This is a genomic window from Streptomyces sp. NPDC088812 (assembly GCF_044750285.1).
In the GTDB taxonomy this organism is placed as follows: domain Bacteria; phylum Actinomycetota; class Actinomycetes; order Streptomycetales; family Streptomycetaceae; genus Streptomyces.
Genome location: NZ_JBIVJP010000006.1, coordinates 62,990 through 81,367 on the forward strand (window position 1 = coordinate 62,990; position 18,378 = coordinate 81,367).

Sequence of the window (18,378 nt, forward strand, 5' to 3'; positions counted from 1 at the left end):
AATGCCTGAACAGGACCTTCCGCCGGGCCGTCACCGACTCCTCAAGGAGCATCTGATGACCGAGATCAGGATGGCGGAGCAGACACCGGCGACGGAGGCGGACGACCGCGGGCGGCGGCCGTGGCGGCGGCCCTCGCTCGTCGCGGCGGCCGTGGCGGCCGTCGCCGCCGTGACCTTCACCGTGGTGCCGGCGTCGGACGGCCGCACCGGCAGCCGCCCGGCCACCACCGCCGCGGTGCTGCTGGAGGACCTCGCGCTGGCGGCCGAGCACGAGGAGGCCCGGGACGAGGTCCGCGACGACCAGTACACGTACGTCGAGACCAAGGTGGCCTGGACGGGCGCCAGGAAGGGCGGGCCGACCACGACGGTGCCGCTGCACCGGCACGAGACCTGGATCGCCGTCGACGGCAAGCGGAAGTCGCTGACCCGGGACGCGGTCGAGGGCGAGCGCGAGTTGCCCGGTGAGCCGCAGCCCGGCGACCACCTCGCCGACTGGTCCTCCAGCTACAACCACCTGAAGACCCTGCCCACCGACCCGGACGCGATGTACGACTGGCTGCGCCGGATGTCCCAGCAGGGGTTCATGACCGCCGCCGTCGGCTCGACGTGGTACCCGGTCGAGGAGCCCGAGCAGGCCATGTTGCTGGCGGCCGGCACGGTGCTCGAGGACACACTCCTGCCCCCGGCGCAGAGTGCGGCGCTCTACCGGGCCGTCGCCCGCATCCCCGGTGTGACGGTGGACGAGGATGCCGTGGACGTCCTGGGGCGGCACGCTGTGGCCATCGCGCGCCAGGGCCGCAAGATCCCCGCCCGCGTCGAGTGGTTCTTCGACAGCGAGACACATGAGTTCCTCGGCCGGCGCTCCGTGGCCACCGAGGACTCCGGCGGGCTGAAGAAGGGGACGGTCACCTACGACAGCGCCGTCGTCCGCCGTGCCGTCGTGGACAAGGCCGGCGAGCGGCCGTAAGCGCGTGCGCGACCCCCGGCCAGGGGTCAGGCTGGTGTCATGACCGGTTCCATCGAGCAGGGCACCAGCCAGACCCACGGGAACACGCACATCCTGCACTTCCGGGTGCGGCTCCCGCGGCCCATGGAGGCGGTCTGGCCGGCGCTCGCCACCCCGGAGGGGCTGGGCGGCTGGTGGACCGCCGTCGACGTCCTGGAACCCCGGCTCGGCGGCACGGTCGCGCTGCGCGGCGTGGGCGGCGGGCAGGTCACCGCCTGGGACGTGGACCGGGTCGCCGAGTACACGGTGGAGGGCGGCGGCCGGGTCCGGTTCCACCTGGAGCACGACGACGAGGGCGGATCGGTTCTGCGCTTCACCCGCGAGGTCGAGGGCGAGGGGGAGACCGAGCCCGTCTGGCGGGCCCGATTCGAACGCCTGATCGACCAGGTGGGGGTCGGTACGGACTAGGACGACGGCGGCAGGCACTCCTTCGCCGGCGGCCTGCCCTCCGGCCACGCGATCCGGACGAAGCGGGAGCCGCCGTCGGCGTGCAGCTCGACGATCGGCACCGCCTTGTCGTACGGGTTGCCGTGCACGTCCAGGCAGATCCAGCCGCTCGCGCCGTCGACCCGCAGCGAGCCCTTGACCTGCGGCCACTGGAGTCCGACGTCCGCCAGCGGCGGGACGGTCCCGCCCTCGGGCGTGGCCTCGCGGATGCCGTGCACGGCCAGCCGTAGCGCGTCGTAGGCGATGATCAGCTGACCGTCGTCCAGCGCCGTGTCCCCGATGGGGCCGACCGGCGCGCGGGTGCTGCGGGCCAGCAGGTCGGTCAGCGTCCGCGCGTCCGCGGCCGAGCCGCCGGGCGTCCCGGCGGGCGCCTCGGCCCAGGCGTCCGGGTGGGCGAGGGCGGTGTAGCGCACGGAGAGCCGGTGGGTGAGGGCGGTGCGGTCGAGCTTCTCGTCGCCGGTCAGGTACGAGCCCTCGTCGCCGGTCAGCAGGGTGAACGCGCGGTCCTGGCAGCCGCGGGCGCCGAGCGCGTTGATGAACTGCCGCAGCTGGGTGTGGCGGCCGGCGAACAGGATCGTGTCCGTCCCCGGGGAGGTGTCGCACACCAGGTGGGTGATCTGCCGGAACGTGTTCGCGGTCGTGCCCTCCTGACTGCGGTCGGCGGGCGGGGTGAACGGCTGCGGCTCGTACGGCGACCCCTTGATCAGTGACGCGAACGACGTCTGGAGCGTCCGCGTGTACGGGTCGCCCGGCTTGTCGTACACCAGCAGTGCCCGCCCCGCGCTCACCTTCGCGAACGACGCCAGGGCGCGCGCCTCGTCGGTGTTGGTGGGGGAGACCCGGGCCAGCCCCGGGAAGGGGTCCGTGCCGCCCGCCCCGTTGGCGAGGTCGTCGGCGGTGATCGACGCGCCGACCACCGGGATGCCCCGCCGGGTCAGCTCCGCCACCGCCTGCTTGTTCCGGTCGGTGCTCGTGCCGACCCCGGCGACCGCCCGCAGCCGGTCGGCGCCCCGCGCCATCCGCTCCAGCCGGTCCACCAGCGGCTCCCAGTGCTCACTGGTCGCCCCGGGGTTGGCGAGCACCAGCCGGATCGCCGGGGCCTGGCCGTTGGAGGTGTGGTTGGCCTGCCACTGCGCCAGATAGGCCCCCTGCACCTCGTGCAGGATGTCGCTCAGGGTGGACGGGTTGGTGGCGGTGTAGGGCAGCATCAGCGCCACCGTCACGTAACTCCCCTGCTCCAGCCGGTCGTTCTCCCGGTCGATGGCCCGCACCACCTCCCGCAGCCGCGGCTGCCCGAAGTCGTACGCCGTCGACGTCACGCCCACGCACTCGTCGCCGCCCTCGGGCCGTGCCACCCCGGGCGCGCACGAGCGGTCGACCCGTGTCACCGCCCGCACCGCGACGACCGCCCCGGCCACCAGGGCCGCCGTCACCAGCAGGGCGACGTAACGGTAGAGGCGGATCTCCCAGACCTCCCGCAGCCACCGTACGAACGGGCTCCGCACCCTCGCGCCACCGTCACCGCCGCCGGTGCTCGCCATCACGCCTCCCCGTCGCCGTCGTCGGATCCGTCGTCGGCCGGTGTGCTCAGAGGGCGGCCGGCCCGCGCGTCCCGGGACCAGGCCCGGGACGCCGCGAACAGCAGCGCACCCCCGGCGGGCCGCAGGTCGGACAGTTGCAGCAGTTCGAACTCCAGCCGCCCGCACACCCTCGGATCGGGCAGCACCAGCGGGTCGGTGACCTGCCACACGGCGTGCAGCAGCCGCCGTACCCGCAGGTGCAGCAGGGCGTCCACGCCCTCCGGCGGCCGGTGCGAGGCGTCCGTGCGGCCCAGCGCGATCGCCGCGCGCCGGTCGTGGCGGCCGGCCGGGTCCCGGTCCTCGTGTTCGTCGTCGCCCTCGTCCTCGTCGTCGTGGGCGTGGAAGCAGGGCGCCGACGCCAGGAAGCACAGCGTGTCCAGCCAGGCGCGGGTGTCGAGCGCGGGAAACGTCTCCCGCAGATGGGCCACCGCGTTCGCGGTCTCGCCGAGGGCGAGTTCGTGGGAGAGCCGGTAGCGGGCGCGGGCCGGGTCGGCGGCTGGACCGCCGCCGCCCGCGCCGTCGGGCTCGCCGTCGGGCTCGCCGTCGGGCTCCGCGTAGTGCCGGATCAGCGTCTCGTGCACCGCGCGCCAGCCGCTGTGGCCGGCGTCGCGGTGGTACAGCCGGAGCAGCAGCAGGGTCCGCACGAACGGGTCGCCCACGAAGTGGCCCGGCGCGGGCGGCAGTCCCTCCTCGGCGAGCCGCACCCGCAGCGACCGTACGCCCGAGGAGCCGAAGTCGTCCGGCAGGTGGGCGGCGGCCAGCGCGACCGCGGAGTCGTGGTCGTGGGCGGCGGCCAGCACGGTCAGCTCGTCGAGCCGGTCGGCCGGGACGAGACGGCGCAGCAGCTCGCCGTAGGCCGGGCCGCCCCCGGTGCCGCCCTCCTCCGGCCGGACGTCCGCGGTGAGCAGCCGCCCCAGGGAGGCCGCCCGCCCGGGGTTCTGGCGGGCGGCGGTGGCCAGCAGGACGATGCCGAGCGGGTTACCGCCGGTCAGCCGGTGCGTGGCGTGCGGCAGCCGGGGCGGTACCTCGATGTCGTCGCAGACCGCGCCGACCATGTGCAGGGTGTCGTCGGGGGACAGCGGCGGGAGCGCCACCAGCAGCGCCCGCGAGGACGGCGAGCTCCCCGGCTCCCACGCGGTGGCCCGCGCCACCTCCGGCAGCCCGCGCCGTACGGCGTCCGCCAGCGCCGGATGCCCGTCCCCGCGCACGGTCGCCACGCACACCACCTGGTCGGCGATGCCCTCGGACCGGTCCCGCAGCACCGCGTCCAGCAGCCCGGGACCGGGTCCGCCGCGCGCGTTGTCGAGCAGGACGACCGGCCGGCCCAGCCGCCGCAGGTGCGAACCGAGCCCCGAGTAGGCCTCCGCCAGGTCGGCGAGCAGCGCCCGCACCAGCCAGCGCTCGGCGTGCCCGCGCGAGGTGTCGCCGGCCCGGAAGTTGCCCGCGAGCAGCAGCAGGCCGCGCTTGGCGTTGCCGCCCGCGTTCGGGTAGGTGCGGTACCACTGGGACGGCTTCTGCTCCTTGTGGGAGGTGAACCCCTCCGACAGCGCCTCCAGCGTGGCCTCGATCGCCGCCGCCACGAACGGGCCCTGGCCGCTCGCCGCCCCGATGACCCGCGCGGCCACCCGGGCCGCCCACCGCCCGGCCATGCCGAACCGCGAGGCCCGTTCGTTCAGCAGCAGGATCCGCACCAGCTCCCGCCGGATCCGCTCGGAGTCCGCCCGCCCGCTCCAGTCGCTGGCCCGCACCGCCACCAGACCGGCCGTCAGCCGCGGGAAGGTGAGCTGCCCGGCCGCCTTCACCGGCTCCGTCAGCTGCTCGGCGAGCACCAGCAGCGCCTGCCACACGGGCGACCAGGACTCCGGGCTCTCCTCGTGCGGCGGCCGGGCGAACTGCTCGTCCTCGCAGTCGATCAGCGCGACCGGGGTGCGCCGGCGGGCCTCACCGCCCCGGGTCCGCTCGGTGTAGGCCTCCCACACCTCGCCGAGCACCGCGCTCTTGCCCAGGCCCCGGCCGCCCGACAGGACCAGCACCGGGAGCGTGTCGGGGTGTTCGACCTTGACCGCGTGATGCTCGTAGGGGCGCAGCCCGACGAGCCGCGGCACGAGACCGGCCGGCTCGACGTCGAACAGCGCACCCCGCCCGTACAACCGTCTGTGCACCGCACCTCCCCCGTGGCCGGTCCTCAACGTCAGGGTAAAGAGGGGGAGTTGGTGTGTGCCAGAGCGTGTGATGTCCGTTGGGTCACGAAAGTGCCGTATGGAGACCCGCTCCCGGTCACCTGAGGGGCCCTACGGCTCAGACCCCGATGTCCTCGTGCCACAGGGCAGGGTTCCGCCGGACGAAGTCGCGCATCATCGCCACGCACTCGGCGTCGTCCAGCAGCACGATCTCCACGCCGTGCTCGGCGAGCCAGTCGTGGCCGCCGTGGAAGGTGGTCGCCTCGCCGACGACCACGCGGGAGATGCCGAACTGGCGGACCAGACCGGAGCAGTACCAGCACGGGGAGAGGGTGGTCACCATCGTCGTCCCGCGGTACGTCCGCTGCCGGCCGGCCGCGCGGAACGCCGCCGTCTCCGCGTGCGTCGACGGGTCGCCGTCCTGCACACGCCGGTTGCGGCCGCGGCCCAGCAGGGCCCCGTCGGGTCCGAGGAGCGCGGCGCCGACCGGGATGCCGCCCTCGGCGAGGCCGGCGCGGGCCTCCTCGACGGCGGTGGCGAGCCAGGCGCGTGCCGTCGCCTCGTCCATGGGGTTCCTCCTCCGCGCGGTGGGCCTGCGTCACCTCACTCTGCGGTGGCCGCGCCCCCGAGGCAACGTGCCGCCCCGGCGGGGCGTGGGGGACGGGTGGGGCCGGCGGGGGCCGTGGGGGACGGGTGAGGCCGGCGGGGGCCGTGGCCCGATGGCCCGTTGGGGACGGGCGGGGCTGGTGGGAGTCCGTAGGGGACGTGCCGCCCCGGCGGGGCGTGGGGGACGGGTGGGGCCGGCGGGGGCCGTAGGGGACGGGCGTGGCTGGTGGGAGTCCGTAGGGGACGGGCGGGGCTGGCGGGGGCTCGTACGGGACGGGCGGGGCCGGTGGGAGTCCGTACGGGACGGGCGGGGCCGGTGGGAGTCCGTACGGGACGGGCGGGGCCGGCGGGGGCCGTAGGGGACGGGCGGGTCGGGCCCGCGCACAGCGCCGTCGGTGGGGTCCGGGGGGTCAAGTACCCTGTGCCGATCGCCGCCGAGGAGGCGGCAGTTGCGTCCGGGTGTGCGGGAGGAACGGTCATGGTTGCTGCTCCGGTTCTGGAGGAGCTGCGGGAGGTCTGCCAGCCGCAGGCCAAGCTGGCGAGCCGCAACGGCGAGCACTGGGCGGGCCGGCTGTACATGCGGCGGATCTCCCTGCGGTTCACCCGGCACCTCGTGCGCACCCCGGTCACGCCGGACCAGCTCACCTGGACGATGGTGGTGTGCGGCGTCCTGTCCGGCGCCGCGCTGCTCGTCCCCGGCCTCACCGGCGCCGTCCTGGCCGCCCTCCTCATGCAGCTCTTCCTTCTCTTCGACTGCGTCGACGGCGAGGTCGCCCGCTGGAAGGGGCAGAACAGCGCGACCGGCATCTACGTCGACCGTCTGGGCGCCTACCTCGCGGACGCGGCGCTGATGACCGGCTTCGGCTTCCGGGCGGCGGAGTCCGGCATCGGGGACTGGCACGGTTTCAACGGCTGGGTGTCGCTGGGGCTCGTCACCGCGCTCGGTGTCGTCCTGCTGAAGGCCTCCACCGACCTGGTGGACGTGGCCCGGGCCCGGCGGGGGCTGGCCGTGGCCGATGACGAGGCCGCCGCGCCCCGCTCGCAGGGCGTCGCCTCGGTCCGCCGCCTCGCCGCAGCCTTCAAGATCCACCGGGTGACCAACGGCATCGAGGCCTCCCTGGTCCTCCTCGTCGTCGCGTTCGCCGACGCGGCGACCGGAGGCGTCGAGCCGACCCGCTGGGCGCTGGCCGTCATCGCCGCCATCACCTGGGCGATGGTCCCGGCCCACCTGCTGTCGATCCTGTCGTCGTCGCGGCTGCGCTGAGCGGGCGGCGGATCAAGCCTTCGTCCGACCGCCGCCCCGAGGGGGACCCGCGCCCCGACGCGGCCCCGGCCCGCCGCCCCGGCCCGTTCCCGCCCCGGCCCGTTCCCGGGCCGTCCGTCAGGGCTCGTCCCGCTGGGGGCCGTCGTCCCCCCGCCGGTCCTCGCGCCGGTCCTCGCGCCGGTCCTCGTCGAGGGACTTCAGGAAGTCGGGGTTGTCGTCGGGCGCGACCCACTGCCGGTTCGTCCCGCCGCCGCACATCCCGGACCAGCCCTCGGCGGCCGGGCTGCGCCGCTTGCCCGCGATCAGCCAGGAGATCGAGCCGGCCAGGGGGAACAGCAGCACGAGGATCGCCCACAGCGGCTTCGGCATGTGGCGGATCTCGTCGTCCTTGGTGCTGATGCAGTCGATGAACGCGTACACGCTCAGCGCCAGCGGTACGAGGAACATCAGTACCCGGAGCATGGGGCCTCTCCAGCGAAGTGGTCGTCGGGGCCGCGAGACGGGCCCCAGGTACTGGGCCAGGGTAGCCGCTCGGGGATACTTGACCGCATGGCTTACGACGATCTTCGTTCCCTGCTCAGGGCCCTGGAGCGGGAAGGCGACCTCAAACGCGTCAAGGCGGAGGTCGATCCGCACCTGGAGGTCGGGGAGATCGTCGACCGGGTCCAGAAGTCCGGCGGGCCCGCGCTGCTCTTCGAGAACGTGAAGGGCTCGTCGATGCCCCTCGCGATGAACGTCTTCGGCACCGACCGCCGTCTGCTGAAGGCGCTCGGGCTGACGTCGTACGCGGAGATCACCGAGCGGATCGGCGGGCTGCTGAAGCCCGAGCTGCCGCACGGCTTCGTCGGGGTCCGGGAGGCCTTCGGCAAGCTCGGCGCGATGACCCACGTGCCGCCGAAGAAGGTGAAGGACGCGCCCGTGCAGGAGGTCGTGCTGCACGGCGACGACGTGGACCTGGAGCGGCTGCCCGCGCTGTTCACCTGGCCCCAGGACGGCGGCTCCTTCTTCAACCTGGGCCTGACGCACACCAAGGACCCGGAGAGCGGGGTCCGCAACCTCGGCCTGTACCGGCTCCAGCGCCACGACCGGCGCACGATCGGCATGCACTGGCAGATCCACAAGGACAGCCGCAACCACTACCAGGTGGCGGCCCGGCGCGGCGAGCGCCTGCCGGTGGCGATCGCCTTCGGCTGCCCGCCCGCCGTGACGTACGCCTCCACCGCGCCCCTGCCCGGCGACATCGACGAGTACCTCTTCGCCGGGTTCCTCGCGGGCCGGCGGATCGAGATGGTCGACTGCAAGACCGTGCCGCTCCAGGTGCCGGCCCAGGCGGAGGTCGTCCTGGAGGGCTGGCTGGAGCCGGGGGAGATGCTCCCCGAGGGCCCGTTCGGCGACCACACCGGCTTCTACACCCCGCAGGAGCCGTTCCCCGCGCTGACGATCGACTGCGTGACGATGCGGAAGCGGCCGCTGCTCCAGTCGATCGTCGTCGGCCGCCCGCCGACCGAGGACGGCCCGCTGGGACGGGCCACGGAGCGCTTCTTCCTCCCCCTCCTCAAGATCATCGTCCCGGACATCGTGGACTACCACCTGCCCGAGGCCGGCGGCTTCCACAACTGTGCGATCGTCTCGATCGACAAGAAGTACCCCAAGCACGCGCAGAAGGTCATGCACGCGATCTGGGGCGCCCACATGATGTCGCTGACCAAGCTGATCGTCGTCGTCGACGCCGACTGCGACGTCCACGACCTGCACGAGGTCGCCTGGCGCGCCCTCGGCAACACCGACTACGCCCGCGACCTCTCCGTCGTCGAGGGCCCCGTCGACCACCTCGACCACGCCTCCTACCAGCAGTTCTGGGGTGGCAAGGCGGGCATCGACGCGACGCGGAAGTGGCCCGAGGAGGGGTACACGCGCGACGGGGGATGGCCCGAGATGGTGCTGTCCGACCCGGAGACGGCGGCGAAGGTCGACCGCCGGTGGAAGGAGTACGGCCTGTGAGTTCGGCGTCCGCCGCGATCCCGCAGCAGCCGGGACGCACCAAGGCCTTCCTCCGCCTGGTGATGATCGAGCACTCGGTCTTCGCCCTGCCCTTCGCCTACATCGCCGCGCTGACCGCGATGTTCCAGCTCGACCGGAACATCCACTGGGGCCGGCTGCTCCTGGTCACCGTCTGCATGGTCGGCCTGCGCACCTTCGCCATGGCCGTCAACCGGATCATCGACCGCGAGATCGACGCGCGGAACCCGAGGACCGCCCACCGCGAACTCGTCACGGGCGCGATGTCGGTACGGCACGCCTGGACCGGCGCCCTGATCGCGCTGGTGGTCTTCCTGGGCGCGGCGGCCCTGCTCAACCCGCTCTGCCTGGCGCTCGCCCCCGTCGCCGTGGTCCCGATGGTCGTCTACCCCTACGGCAAGCGCTTCACGAACTTCCCGCAGGCCATCCTGGGCCTGGCCCAGGCGATGGGCCCGGTCGGCGGCTGGCTCGCGATCACCGGCGAGTGGTCCTGGGAGGCGGTGATCCTGGGCCTCGCGGTCGGCGTCTGGATCGGCGGCTTCGACCTCATCTACGCCTGCCAGGACGTCGAGACCGACCGCGAGATCGGCGTCATGTCGGTCCCCGCCCGCTTCGGCATCCCGGCGGCCATCCGCGCCGCCCGCGTCTGCCACGCGATCACGACGGCCCTGTTCGTCTGGTACGCCGTGGCCACCGGCGCCGGCGTCTTCCTCTGGCTCGGCCTGCTGATCGTCGCGGGCGCGTTCGTCTACGAGCACACCATCGTCCGCCCGCACGACCTGTCCCGCCTGAACAGGGCGTTCTTCTCCGTCAACGGCTTCATCGGCATTGCCCTGTTCGTGTGCGCGCTGCTGGATCTCGTGGTGCGGGGTCTGACGGTCTGAGTACGGTGCGGCCTACCATCGAGGGCAGGACCCCAGGGAGGCCACCGTGACCGTCTCGGACCTTGACCGCCTGCACTCGCAGCTCAGCCGGTTCGAGGACATGTTCCCCGGCTATCACATGGAGATTGCTGAGGGCAACGTCGTGATGAGTCCGGTCAAACCCCACCACGCGGAGACCCTCCGACTGGTGTGGAACGCCCTCCGTGAGCAGGTCGCCGAAGAGTGGGGCTTCACGAGCGATGTCGCCTTCCCGTTCGACGAGGACAACGAGTTCTGCCCCGACCTGGCGATCATCCCGGCCGCCGAGGTGGCGAAGAACGAGGGCGCTTACTCGCCCGATCTCGTCGAGCTGGTCGTGGAAGTCGTCTCCAAGGGCAGCATCCGCCGGGACTACGAGGTCAAGACGCGCTGGTACGCCTCTCGCGGTATCGCCAACTACCTGATCTTCGACCCTCTCCAGGGGCATGTCGTCACGCTGTGGAACCCCGGCCCCGACGGCTATGGAGGCCGGGACACCATCCCGTACGGTCCCGACCTGACCGTCTCCTCACCGCTGGGCAAGATCAACCTTCCCACCGCATGCCTCCCCGTCGACCCGAACGCCCCCCACCGGTCCTGAAGACCTTCCCGCCCACCGGTACGCTCAGGGTGTGAACGCAGGACAAACGCAGCGCGTGCCTTGGATCGTGGGGGTGTCCGGGGCGTCCGGTACGCCCTATGCCGCCGCTGTCCTGCGGGCGCTGCTCGCGGCCGGGGAGAGCGTCGACCTGGTGGTCAGCCGGGCGTCGCGGCTCACGCTGCTGGACGAGACACGGATCTCCTTCCGGGACGCGCACTGGCGGTACGACCTGCGGGAATGGCTCGCGCGGGGGGCCGACGGCAAGCCGGACGCCTTCGCCGTGGACCTCGGCGGCGAGGGCGACGACCGGGTGCGCCACTGGGGCGCGGGCGACCTGGCCGCCGGGCCGTCCTCGGGGTCGTACCCGGCGAAGGGGATGCTGATCGTCCCGGCGTCGACGGCCTGCGTCGCGGGAGTCGCCCTGGGCCTGTCCAAGGACCTGCTCCAGCGGGCGGCGAGCGTGACGCTCAAGGAGCGTCGGCCCCTGGTCGTCGCCGTCCGGGAGTCGCCGCTGGACGGGCAGGTCCTGCGGCACCTGGTCGCGCTGGACGACGCGGGCGCGAGCGTCGTCCCCGCCTCACCGGCCTTCTACGCGGGCGCCACCCACATTCAGGACCTGGTGGACTTCGTCGCCGGCCGGGTCCTCGACGCGGTGGGGGTCCCGCACCGGCTCTACCGCCGCTGGGAGGGCGAACTCGGCGGCGCACAGCGGCCGGCCTGAGCTCCCGGACCCCGAACGACGGCCGGGCGCCGGCACCAGGACGCAGTACCCAGCACCACCTCAGGAACGCGCACCTCCAGACCTCATCTTGATCGGAAGGCTTCGATTCGCATGGACGCGGTGGACAGGCAGCTCATCCAGGCCCTCAGGGAGAACGGCCGGGCCTCCTACGCGGAGCTGGGACGCCTCGTCGGTCTGTCGGGACCCAGTGTCACCGACCGCATCAACCGGCTGGAGGCGGCCGGCGTCATCACCGGCTACCGCGCCACGGTGGACGCCGCCACCCTCGGCCTCGGCGTCACCGCCCTCATCGGCATCTCCCTCTCGGACGCCGCCGACCACGAGGACGTGGCCGGCCGGCTGAAGGACTTCGGCGAGATCGAGGACTGCTGGTTCATCGCCGGCGACGACTCGTACATGCTGAAGGTCCGGGCCAACGACGTGGACGGACTGGAGAGGATCATCCGGCGGCTGTCGGGGACGAAGGGCGTCTCCCGCACCCGTACCACGATCGTGCTCTCCACGAAGTGGGAGAACCGGGTGGGTGACCTTCCCGAAGAGGTGTGACGGCGTGGGCGTACGGTGGGAGACCCTGTCGTGGAAAGGTGTGAGCATGGACGTCGGGCTCAAGCGCGAGCTGGAGGAAAAGGTCCGCTCCGGTGAGCGGCTGACCCGTGAGGACGGCATCGCCCTGTACGAGTCGGACGACCTGGCCTGGCTCGGCGGGCTCGCCCACGAGGTGCGGACCCGCAAGAACGGCGACGTGGTCCACTTCAACGTCAACCGCCACCTCAACATGACCAACGTGTGCACGGCGTCCTGCGCGTACTGCTCCTTCCAGCGCAAGCCGGGCGAGAAGGACGCGTACACGATGCGCATCGAGGAGGCCGTCAAGCTCGCCAAGGCGATGGAGGCGGAGAACCTCACCGAGCTGCACATCGTCAACGGGCTGCACCCGAACCTGCCGTGGCGCTACTACCCGCGCTCGCTGCGGGAGCTGAAGGCCGCCCTGCCGGACGTCTCCCTCAAGGCGTTCACCGCCACCGAGATCCACCACTTCGAGACCATCTCGGGGCTGTCCGCCTCCGAGATCCTCGACGAGCTGATCGACGCGGGCCTGGAGTCGCTGACCGGCGGCGGCGCCGAGATCTTCGACTGGGAGGTCCGGCAGCACATCGTGGACCACCGCACCCACTGGGAGGACTGGTCGCGGATCCACCGGCTGGCGCACGAGAAGGGCCTGAAGACCCCGTGCACCATGCTCTACGGCCACATCGAGGAGCCCCGGCACCGGGTCGACCACGTCCTGCGCCTCCGCGAGCTCCAGGACGAGACCGGCGGCTTCCAGGTCTTCATCCCGCTGCGCTACCAGCACGACTTCGTGGACATGAAGGACGGGAAGGTCCGCAACCGGCTCCAGGCGCGGACGCAGATGGCGACCGGCGCGGAGGCGCTGAAGACGTTCGCCGTCTCCCGGCTGCTCTTCGACAACGTCCCGCACGTCAAGGTCTTCTGGGTCATGCACGGCGTCCAGACCGCGCAGCTCGCCCTCCAGCACGGCGCGGACGACATGGACGGCTCGGTCGTCGAGTACAAGATCACGCACGACGCGGACAACTACGGCACCCCGAACAAGCTGACCCGCGACGACCTGCTGGACCTGATCCGCGACGCCGGCTTCCGCCCGGTGGAGCGCAACACCCGCTACGAGATCATCCGCGAGTACGACGGCCCGGACCCCCTGCGCAGGGAGTCGCCGCAGCCGATGCGGGTCTGAGATCTCGGCCGACGGGAGTGTCCTGACCGCAGGGGCGCGGGGAACTGCGCGAGACGCCCCCACGGCCCGCGGCCGACCACCCGCCCGAGCCCGCCCGAGCCCGCCCGAGCCCGCCCGAGCCCGTCCGAGCCCGCCCGAGTCCGCCCGAGCCCGCCTGGGCACCCCTCGTTCCCCGCCGGGGACGAGGGGTACCCAGGGAGCGTGACCCCGCGCACGACCTTCCCCGAGGACCGGTACACCGCCGCCCCCTTCGTCCCCGACAGGGCAGACCTCACCGCCCTCCGCGAAGCCGCCGCCGGCTGCCGCGGCTGCCCGCTGCACCGGGACGCCACGCAGACGGTGTTCGGCGAAGGCGCGGCGGACGCCCGGGTGATGCTCGTCGGCGAGCAGCCCGGTGACCAGGAGGACCGGCAGGGCAGGCCCTTCGTCGGGCCGGCCGGCCAATTGCTCGACCGGGCGCTGGCGGAGGCCGGCATCGATCCCGGTGAGGCGTACGTCACCAACGCCGTCAAGCACTTCAAGTTCACGCAGGCCGAGCCGCGCAAGCGGCGCATCCACAAGGCGCCCACCCTGCGCGAGGCGGCCGCCTGCGCGCCGTGGCTGGCGGCCGAGCTGGCCTTGGTGGAGCCCGAGCTGATCGTGGTGCTGGGGGCGACGGCGGGCAAGGCGCTGCTGGGGTCGTCGTTCAAGGTGACCGAGGTGCGCGGGACGGTCCTGGAGCGGGAGATCCACGGCCGCCCGGAGCGGCTGGTCCCCACCGTGCACCCGTCGTCGGTGCTGCGCGCGGACGACCGGGAGGCGGCCTACCAGGGCCTGGTCGCGGATCTGGACGTCGCGGCCCGCCTTCTCTCGTAAGGGCTACCATGCCCGCATGCCGCTTACCTTCACCTTCGATCCCGCCGTCACGCCCGCGCTCCGCGACGGTGTCCTCGACCTGTGGACGGACGTGTCCAACGCGGGCGGAGCCGTCGGGTTCGTACCGCCGGTGACGCCGGAGGTGATCCGGCCCGAACTCGTCCGGCACCTCGCGCAGATGGCCGAGGGGCGCACCCGGCTGCTCGTCGGGCACGACGAGGACGGCCGGGTCGCCGCCACCACGTTCCTCACCCGGAACACGCACCGCCTGATGACCCACTGGGTGTGGCTGTACACGGTGATGGTCCACCCCCGCCACCAGGGCAAGGGCTACGGCCGGGACCTGCTCGCCGCCGCCGCGGACGCGGCCCGCACCCTCGACGGCATAGAGGGGATACGGCTCACCTGCCGGGGCGGCCTCGGCCTGGAGCGCTTCTACGGCTCCTGCGGCTACAAGGAGGTCGGCCGCGTCCCCGGCGCGATCCGGGTCGCTCCCGGCGACGACCGCGACGACATCACCATGCTGCTGCCGCTGCACTGACCCTCCCCACCCCCTGCCGAGATCCGGGGCCCGGCGTGCTTCACTGGACGACGGCCCCTTTTGGAATCGGAAGAGTGGATTGAGATGCTCCGCTACACGCTGATGCGCCTCGGTGTCTTCGCAGGCTGCCTCGTGGCCGTCTGGGGGCTCGTCTACGTCGGCCTCGTCCCGCGCGGCCTCGGCGACGCCAACGGCATGTGGATCATCCTGCTGGCCCTGGTCCTCTCCGCCCCGATCAGCTTCGTCGTGCTGCGCAAGGAGCGCGACCGCGCCTCGGAGACGGTCGTGCGCCGGGTGGACCGGATGAAGGCCGGCCTCCAGGCCAGCCAGGCGCAGGAGGACGAGGCGGTCGACGCCGCCGCCACCACTGCCACCGCCGCCACCACTGCCACCGACGCCACCACTGCCACCGACGCCACCACTGCCACCGACGCCACCACTGCCACCGACGCCACCACTGCCACCGACGCCACCAGCACCGCCACTGACGATGCCGTCGCCGCCCAGGGGCAGGCGACCCGCGCGTCCTAGATCCGTTCACGTCGGGGCAGTTGCCCGCGCCGCGGGCCGAACTACGCTGACCCCATGGGTGCCGTGAAGACCAAGCGGATGCCGCGTGCGGTCCGTGAGCAGCAGATGCTGGACGCAGCCGTGGAGATCTTCGGGCGGCGGGGGTACATGGCCGCGTCGATGGACGAGATCGCCGAACTGGCGGGCGTGTCCAAGCCGTTGGTCTACCTGTACCTGAACTCCAAGGAAGACCTCTTCACCGCCTGCATCCGGCGCGAGGCCACGGCGCTGCTGGAGGCGGTGCGCGCGGGCGTCCACCCCGACCTGCCCGCCGACCGGCGGCTCTGGGACGGCCTGCTGGCCTTCTTCGCGCACACCGGGCGGCATCCGCACGCCTGGTCCGTACTGCACCTCCAGGCCCGTACCCACGGCGAGCCCTTCGCCGGCGAGGTCGCCGCGATGCGCGCGGAGATCGTCGCGTTCGTGACGCAGTTGATCGCCGTCGCCGCCCGCGAGGCCCACCGGGACCCGGACCTCCCCGAGCACGAGGTCGCCGGTCTCGCCGAGGCGCTGGTCGGCGCCGCCGAGTCGCTCGCCGCCTGGGCCAACACCACCGACGGTGTCACGGCGCGGCAGGCGGCGGCGACCCTGATGAACTTCGCCTGGGCCGGACTGGGCGACCTGATGGCCGGCCGCCCCTGGTCGCCGCCGGAGGACCCGCCGCTCGGCTGAGAGGCCCGCTCGGCTGAGAGGCCGTACGGCTGAGGAGTCCGTACGGCTGAGAGGTCCGCTCAGCCGAGGGGGTCCACTCGCCCGCTCACGTGGACCCGGTTCCCGTCGCCGCCCTCCCGCAGCTCGAAGCGGCTGCCGTCGGCCGCGAAGAACACCGTCCCGGGCAGCAGCACCGGCGTCCGGAACTCCACGTGGATCCGCGCCGCCTCCGGGGTGCCGTGGGCGGCGAGGCAGCGGGCCGCGGTCCACATGCCGTGGGCGATGGCGCGCGGGAAGCCGAAGAGGCGCGCGGTGAGCGGGTGCAGGTGGATGGGGTTCCGGTCACCGGAGACGGCACCGTAGCGGCGGCCCACATCGGCACCGAGCCGCCACTCGTCGAGAACGGGCAGCACACCGGCCTCCGGCCCGCGCCACCCGGACGCCCCGTCCCGGTCCCTGTTCCCGTCCGCGGAAGGGGAAGCCGCCTGCGTGCGGTGGCGTGCCAGATACGTGCTGTGGGACTCCCACACCACCTCGCCCCCGTCCCGCAGGGCGGTGACGACGGTGGCCTCGGTGCCACGGCGGTGCGGGGCCAGGGAAGCGACGTGGACGGCGAGTTCATGGTCGCCGGTGGCCCGCAGCGGCCGGTGGCGGGTGATGCCGATCGACGTGTGGACGAGGCCGAGGAGGGGCAGCGGGAACTCCCGGTCGCTCATCAGCCGCATCGCCAGCGGGAAGCCGAGGACGTGCGGATAGGTGACCGGCAGGCAGTCCTCGCCGGTGGGGAACCCGCACACCCGCTCGTAGGCGGCGAGCCGGGCCAGGTCGACGCGCAGGCCGGGCAGCACCAGCCGGGTGCGCGGGTGGTCGGCGTCCGGGCGGGGGCGCTTGAAGGGGGACAGGAGCGCACCCCGGGCCAGCAGCGGCGTGAGGGCGGGCGGGCTCGTCAGGGTCCGCCCGCTCGTCGGGGTCCGCATCACGCCCCCAGCAGGCTCTGGCCGCACACCCGCACGACCTGGCCGTTGACGGCCTGGGAGGCCGGATGGGCGAGCCAGGCCGTCGTCTCGGCGACGTCGACGGGCAGCCCGCCCTGGGCGAGGGAGTTCATCCGGCGCCCCGCCTCCCGGATGAACAGCGGCACCGCCGCCGTCATCCGCGTCTCGATGAAGCCCGGCGCGACCGCGTTCACCGTCACCCCGTGCCCGGCGAGCGCGCGCGGCGCGAGGGCCCGGACCAGCCCGGCGACGCCCGCCTTGCTCGCGCCGTAGTTCGTCTGGCCCGCGTTGCCCGCGAGCCCGGCGATGGAGGCGGTCGCCACGATCCGCCCGCCGGGCCGCAGGGCACCCTTGGCGAGCAGGGCGTCGGTGGTCCGCAGCACGCTCGCCAGGTTGACGTCGAGGACCTGGCTCCAGCGCTCGGCGGGCATGTTGACCAGCCGGCGGTCGCGGGTGACGCCTGCGTTGTGGACGAGGACGTCCAGTCCGTCGGGGAGCGCGGCGGCGATGCGCTCGCCCGCGTCGGCGGACGTCATGTCGAGGGAGAGGGCGAACGCGCCGCCGCCGAGCCGTTCGGCGACCCGGCGGGCGTCGGACTCGGCCTGCGGCACGTCGAGGACGACGACCCGGGCGCCGTCCCGCGCCAGGGTCTGGGCGACCGCCTCGCCGATGCCGCGGGCGGCGCCGGTGACCAGGGCGGTCCGGCCGGCGAGGGGGCGCTCCCAGTCGACGGGGCCCTCGGCGCGGTGGCCGCTCGTCTCGACGACCTGGCCGCTGACGTAGGCGGACCTGGGGGAGAGGAGGAAGCGCAGGGTGGACTCGGCGGCGGCCGCGTCGGTCAGCCGCAGGAGGTTCACGGTCCTGCCCCGGCCGATCTCCTTGCCCAGGGAACGGGTGAAGCCCTCCAGGGCCTGCTGGACGGCGGCCTGGTGGTGGTCGTCGGGATCGAGCGGCGCGCCCAGCACCACGACCCGTCCGCTCGCCGCGACCGACCGGACGACCGGGTGCAGGGCCGCGTGCACCTCGGCGAGCGTCTCGACGTCGCGCACGCCGGTGGCGTCGAGGACGACGGCCGCCGGGCCCGCGGAAGCGGCCGCCGCACCCGTGGAGCTGGCTGCCGGGCCGGTGGAGCTGGCCGCCGGGCCGGTGGAGCTGGCTGCCGGGCCGGTGGAGTCGGCCGCCGGGCCGGTGGAGCTGGCTGCCGGGCCGGTGGAGTCGGCCGCCGGGCCCGTGGAGTCGGCTGCCGCGTCCGTGGAGCCGGCCACCGGGCCCGTGGAGCCGGCCACCGGGCCCGTGGAGCCGGCCACCGGGCCCGTGGAGCCGGCCACCGGGCCCGAGGAGTCAGCTGCCGGGCCCGTGGAGCCGGCCACCGCGCCCGAGGAGCCGGCCACCGCGCCCGAGGAGCCGGCCGCCCGGCTCGGGGAGCCGGTCGCGAGCCCCGTCCGGGCCAGGACCGGCGCGAGGTCGAGCGTGGACGGGCCGGCCGTGAGGTGCAGCAGGGGGCCGTCGAGGGCTGGGCGCTCCGGCGACCAGCGCCTGAGCGCCGCCGGCTGGGGGAGGCCGAGCCGCCGGGTGAGGAAGCGGCCGGGTGCGGTGGCGGTGAAGCTCAGGTAGCGGTCGGCCACGTTCGTCTCCTTGGGGTTCCAGGTCGTCCCGGGTACTG

18 protein-coding genes and 1 pseudogene are annotated in these 18,378 nt (G+C 73.6%); 13 read left to right on the forward strand and 6 right to left on the reverse strand.

The genetic code is table 11. The features are described 5' to 3' along the window. Nucleotide 1 precedes the first annotated feature (1 nt). Both ACIP67_RS12510 and ACIP67_RS12515 read left to right on the forward strand, forming a co-directional pair. The gene (locus ACIP67_RS12510) at nucleotides 2-967 is read left to right on the forward strand and encodes a CU044_5270 family protein (protein ID WP_401691572.1); all 966 of its coding nucleotides are present in this window, start codon (nucleotides 2-4) and stop codon (nucleotides 965-967) included. 39 nt (nucleotides 968-1,006) lie between these two features. Then, nucleotides 1,007-1,414 (forward strand): SRPBCC family protein, encoded by a 408-nt coding sequence (locus tag ACIP67_RS12515; RefSeq protein WP_401691113.1) that lies wholly within the window; start codon nucleotides 1,007-1,009, stop codon nucleotides 1,412-1,414. Here the strand turns inward: ACIP67_RS12515 and ACIP67_RS12520 are convergent. The 3 genes from ACIP67_RS12520 to ACIP67_RS12530 form a co-directional block, all read right to left on the reverse strand. Beyond that, nucleotides 1,411-2,994, reverse strand: a complete 1,584-nt coding sequence (locus ACIP67_RS12520) for a hypothetical protein (RefSeq protein WP_401691115.1) — start codon at nucleotides 2,992-2,994, stop codon at nucleotides 1,411-1,413. The genes ACIP67_RS12515 and ACIP67_RS12520 overlap by 4 nt on opposite strands. After that, nucleotides 2,994-5,195: a hypothetical protein gene (locus ACIP67_RS12525; protein ID WP_401691117.1), complete on the reverse strand. Its 2,202-nt coding sequence runs from the start codon at nucleotides 5,193-5,195 to the stop codon at nucleotides 2,994-2,996. The genes ACIP67_RS12520 and ACIP67_RS12525 overlap by 1 nt, the downstream gene beginning before the upstream one ends. Before the next feature lie 136 nt (nucleotides 5,196-5,331). Next, nucleotides 5,332-5,781, reverse strand: coding sequence for a nucleoside deaminase (locus ACIP67_RS12530; protein WP_401691118.1), 450 nt, complete (start codon nucleotides 5,779-5,781; stop codon nucleotides 5,332-5,334). A gap of 516 nt (nucleotides 5,782-6,297) precedes the next feature. On the opposite strand from ACIP67_RS12530, the gene ACIP67_RS12535 reads away from it, so the two are divergent. Then, nucleotides 6,298-7,083 carry a CDP-alcohol phosphatidyltransferase family protein gene (locus ACIP67_RS12535; RefSeq protein WP_401691120.1) on the forward strand — a complete coding sequence of 262 codons (786 nt, stop codon included), beginning with the start codon at nucleotides 6,298-6,300 and terminating at the stop codon, nucleotides 7,081-7,083. 117 nt (nucleotides 7,084-7,200) lie between these two features. On the opposite strand, the gene ACIP67_RS12540 is transcribed toward ACIP67_RS12535, so the two are convergent. Then, a complete protein-coding gene (locus ACIP67_RS12540) occupies nucleotides 7,201-7,545 on the reverse strand; it encodes a PLD nuclease N-terminal domain-containing protein (RefSeq protein ID WP_401691121.1) in 345 nt (114 codons plus the stop codon). 87 nt (nucleotides 7,546-7,632) lie between these two features. On the opposite strand from ACIP67_RS12540, the gene ACIP67_RS12545 reads away from it, so the two are divergent. The 10 genes and pseudogenes from ACIP67_RS12545 (at nucleotide 7,633) to ACIP67_RS12590 (ending at nucleotide 15,741) form a co-directional block, all read left to right on the forward strand. Beyond that, nucleotides 7,633-9,084, forward strand: coding sequence for a menaquinone biosynthesis decarboxylase (locus ACIP67_RS12545; protein WP_389513005.1), 1,452 nt, complete (start codon nucleotides 7,633-7,635; stop codon nucleotides 9,082-9,084). After that, complete coding sequence (gene mqnP / locus ACIP67_RS12550) at nucleotides 9,081-9,986, forward strand: menaquinone biosynthesis prenyltransferase MqnP (RefSeq protein WP_401691122.1); 906 nt, start codon at nucleotides 9,081-9,083, stop codon at nucleotides 9,984-9,986. Before ACIP67_RS12545 ends, mqnP begins: the two co-directional genes overlap by 4 nt. 46 nt (nucleotides 9,987-10,032) lie before the next feature. Then, the gene (locus ACIP67_RS12555) at nucleotides 10,033-10,605 is read left to right on the forward strand and encodes a Uma2 family endonuclease (RefSeq protein WP_401691124.1); all 573 of its coding nucleotides are present in this window, start codon (nucleotides 10,033-10,035) and stop codon (nucleotides 10,603-10,605) included. Between the two features lie 55 nt (nucleotides 10,606-10,660). Continuing rightward, nucleotides 10,661-11,326 carry a UbiX family flavin prenyltransferase gene (locus ACIP67_RS12560; RefSeq protein ID WP_401691574.1) on the forward strand — a complete coding sequence of 222 codons (666 nt, stop codon included), beginning with the start codon at nucleotides 10,661-10,663 and terminating at the stop codon, nucleotides 11,324-11,326. Between the two features lie 111 nt (nucleotides 11,327-11,437). Next, nucleotides 11,438-11,893 carry an Lrp/AsnC family transcriptional regulator gene (locus ACIP67_RS12565; protein ID WP_401691126.1) on the forward strand — a complete coding sequence of 152 codons (456 nt, stop codon included), beginning with the start codon at nucleotides 11,438-11,440 and terminating at the stop codon, nucleotides 11,891-11,893. A gap of 46 nt (nucleotides 11,894-11,939) precedes the next feature. Next, on the forward strand, nucleotides 11,940-13,103 hold the full coding sequence (gene mqnE / locus ACIP67_RS12570) for an aminofutalosine synthase MqnE (RefSeq protein WP_385070141.1): 1,164 nt from the start codon (nucleotides 11,940-11,942) through the stop codon (nucleotides 13,101-13,103). A gap of 201 nt (nucleotides 13,104-13,304) precedes the next feature. Then, nucleotides 13,305-13,958 (forward strand): UdgX family uracil-DNA binding protein, encoded by a 654-nt coding sequence (locus ACIP67_RS12575; protein WP_401691128.1) that lies wholly within the window; start codon nucleotides 13,305-13,307, stop codon nucleotides 13,956-13,958. Nucleotides 13,959-13,974: 16 nt separating this feature from the next. Continuing rightward, on the forward strand, nucleotides 13,975-14,499 hold the full coding sequence (locus ACIP67_RS12580; RefSeq protein ID WP_401691130.1) for a GNAT family N-acetyltransferase: 525 nt from the start codon (nucleotides 13,975-13,977) through the stop codon (nucleotides 14,497-14,499). An 84-nt stretch (nucleotides 14,500-14,583) separates the two neighbouring features. Next, nucleotides 14,584-14,859 (forward strand): annotated as a pseudogene (locus ACIP67_RS12585) (DUF4229 domain-containing protein); the annotation flags it as partial. 225 nt (nucleotides 14,860-15,084) lie between these two features. Beyond that, nucleotides 15,085-15,741 (forward strand): TetR/AcrR family transcriptional regulator, encoded by a 657-nt coding sequence (locus ACIP67_RS12590; RefSeq protein WP_401691132.1) that lies wholly within the window; start codon nucleotides 15,085-15,087, stop codon nucleotides 15,739-15,741. Nucleotides 15,742-15,800: 59 nt separating this feature from the next. Here the strand turns inward: ACIP67_RS12590 and ACIP67_RS12595 are convergent, their stop codons facing one another. Beyond that, a complete protein-coding gene (locus tag ACIP67_RS12595) occupies nucleotides 15,801-16,697 on the reverse strand; it encodes a MaoC family dehydratase (protein WP_401691134.1) in 897 nt (298 codons plus the stop codon). Then, complete coding sequence (locus ACIP67_RS12600; RefSeq protein ID WP_401691136.1) at nucleotides 16,697-18,340, reverse strand: 3-oxoacyl-ACP reductase; 1,644 nt, start codon at nucleotides 18,338-18,340, stop codon at nucleotides 16,697-16,699. The genes ACIP67_RS12595 and ACIP67_RS12600 overlap by 1 nt, the downstream gene beginning before the upstream one ends. Between the last annotated feature and the right edge of the window lie 38 nt (nucleotides 18,341-18,378).

Coding starts and splice junctions, on each gene's coding strand:
- ACIP67_RS12520 (WP_401691115.1), bottom strand. CDS start 2,994: ATGGCGAGCACCGGCGGCGGTGACGGTGGCGCGAGGGTGCGGAGCCCG.
- ACIP67_RS12545 (WP_389513005.1), top strand. CDS start 7,633: ATGGCTTACGACGATCTTCGTTCCCTGCTCAGGGCCCTGGAGCGGGAA.
- ACIP67_RS12535 (WP_401691120.1), top strand. CDS start 6,298: ATGGTTGCTGCTCCGGTTCTGGAGGAGCTGCGGGAGGTCTGCCAGCCG.
- ACIP67_RS12595 (WP_401691134.1), bottom strand. CDS start 16,697: ATGCGGACCCCGACGAGCGGGCGGACCCTGACGAGCCCGCCCGCCCTC.
- ACIP67_RS12530 (WP_401691118.1), bottom strand. CDS start 5,781: ATGGACGAGGCGACGGCACGCGCCTGGCTCGCCACCGCCGTCGAGGAG.
- mqnE (WP_385070141.1), top strand. CDS start 11,940: ATGGACGTCGGGCTCAAGCGCGAGCTGGAGGAAAAGGTCCGCTCCGGT.
- ACIP67_RS12580 (WP_401691130.1), top strand. CDS start 13,975: ATGCCGCTTACCTTCACCTTCGATCCCGCCGTCACGCCCGCGCTCCGC.
- ACIP67_RS12540 (WP_401691121.1), bottom strand. CDS start 7,545: ATGCTCCGGGTACTGATGTTCCTCGTACCGCTGGCGCTGAGCGTGTAC.
- ACIP67_RS12515 (WP_401691113.1), top strand. CDS start 1,007: ATGACCGGTTCCATCGAGCAGGGCACCAGCCAGACCCACGGGAACACG.
- ACIP67_RS12590 (WP_401691132.1), top strand. CDS start 15,085: ATGGGTGCCGTGAAGACCAAGCGGATGCCGCGTGCGGTCCGTGAGCAG.
- ACIP67_RS12510 (WP_401691572.1), top strand. CDS start 2: ATGCCTGAACAGGACCTTCCGCCGGGCCGTCACCGACTCCTCAAGGAG.
- ACIP67_RS12565 (WP_401691126.1), top strand. CDS start 11,438: ATGGACGCGGTGGACAGGCAGCTCATCCAGGCCCTCAGGGAGAACGGC.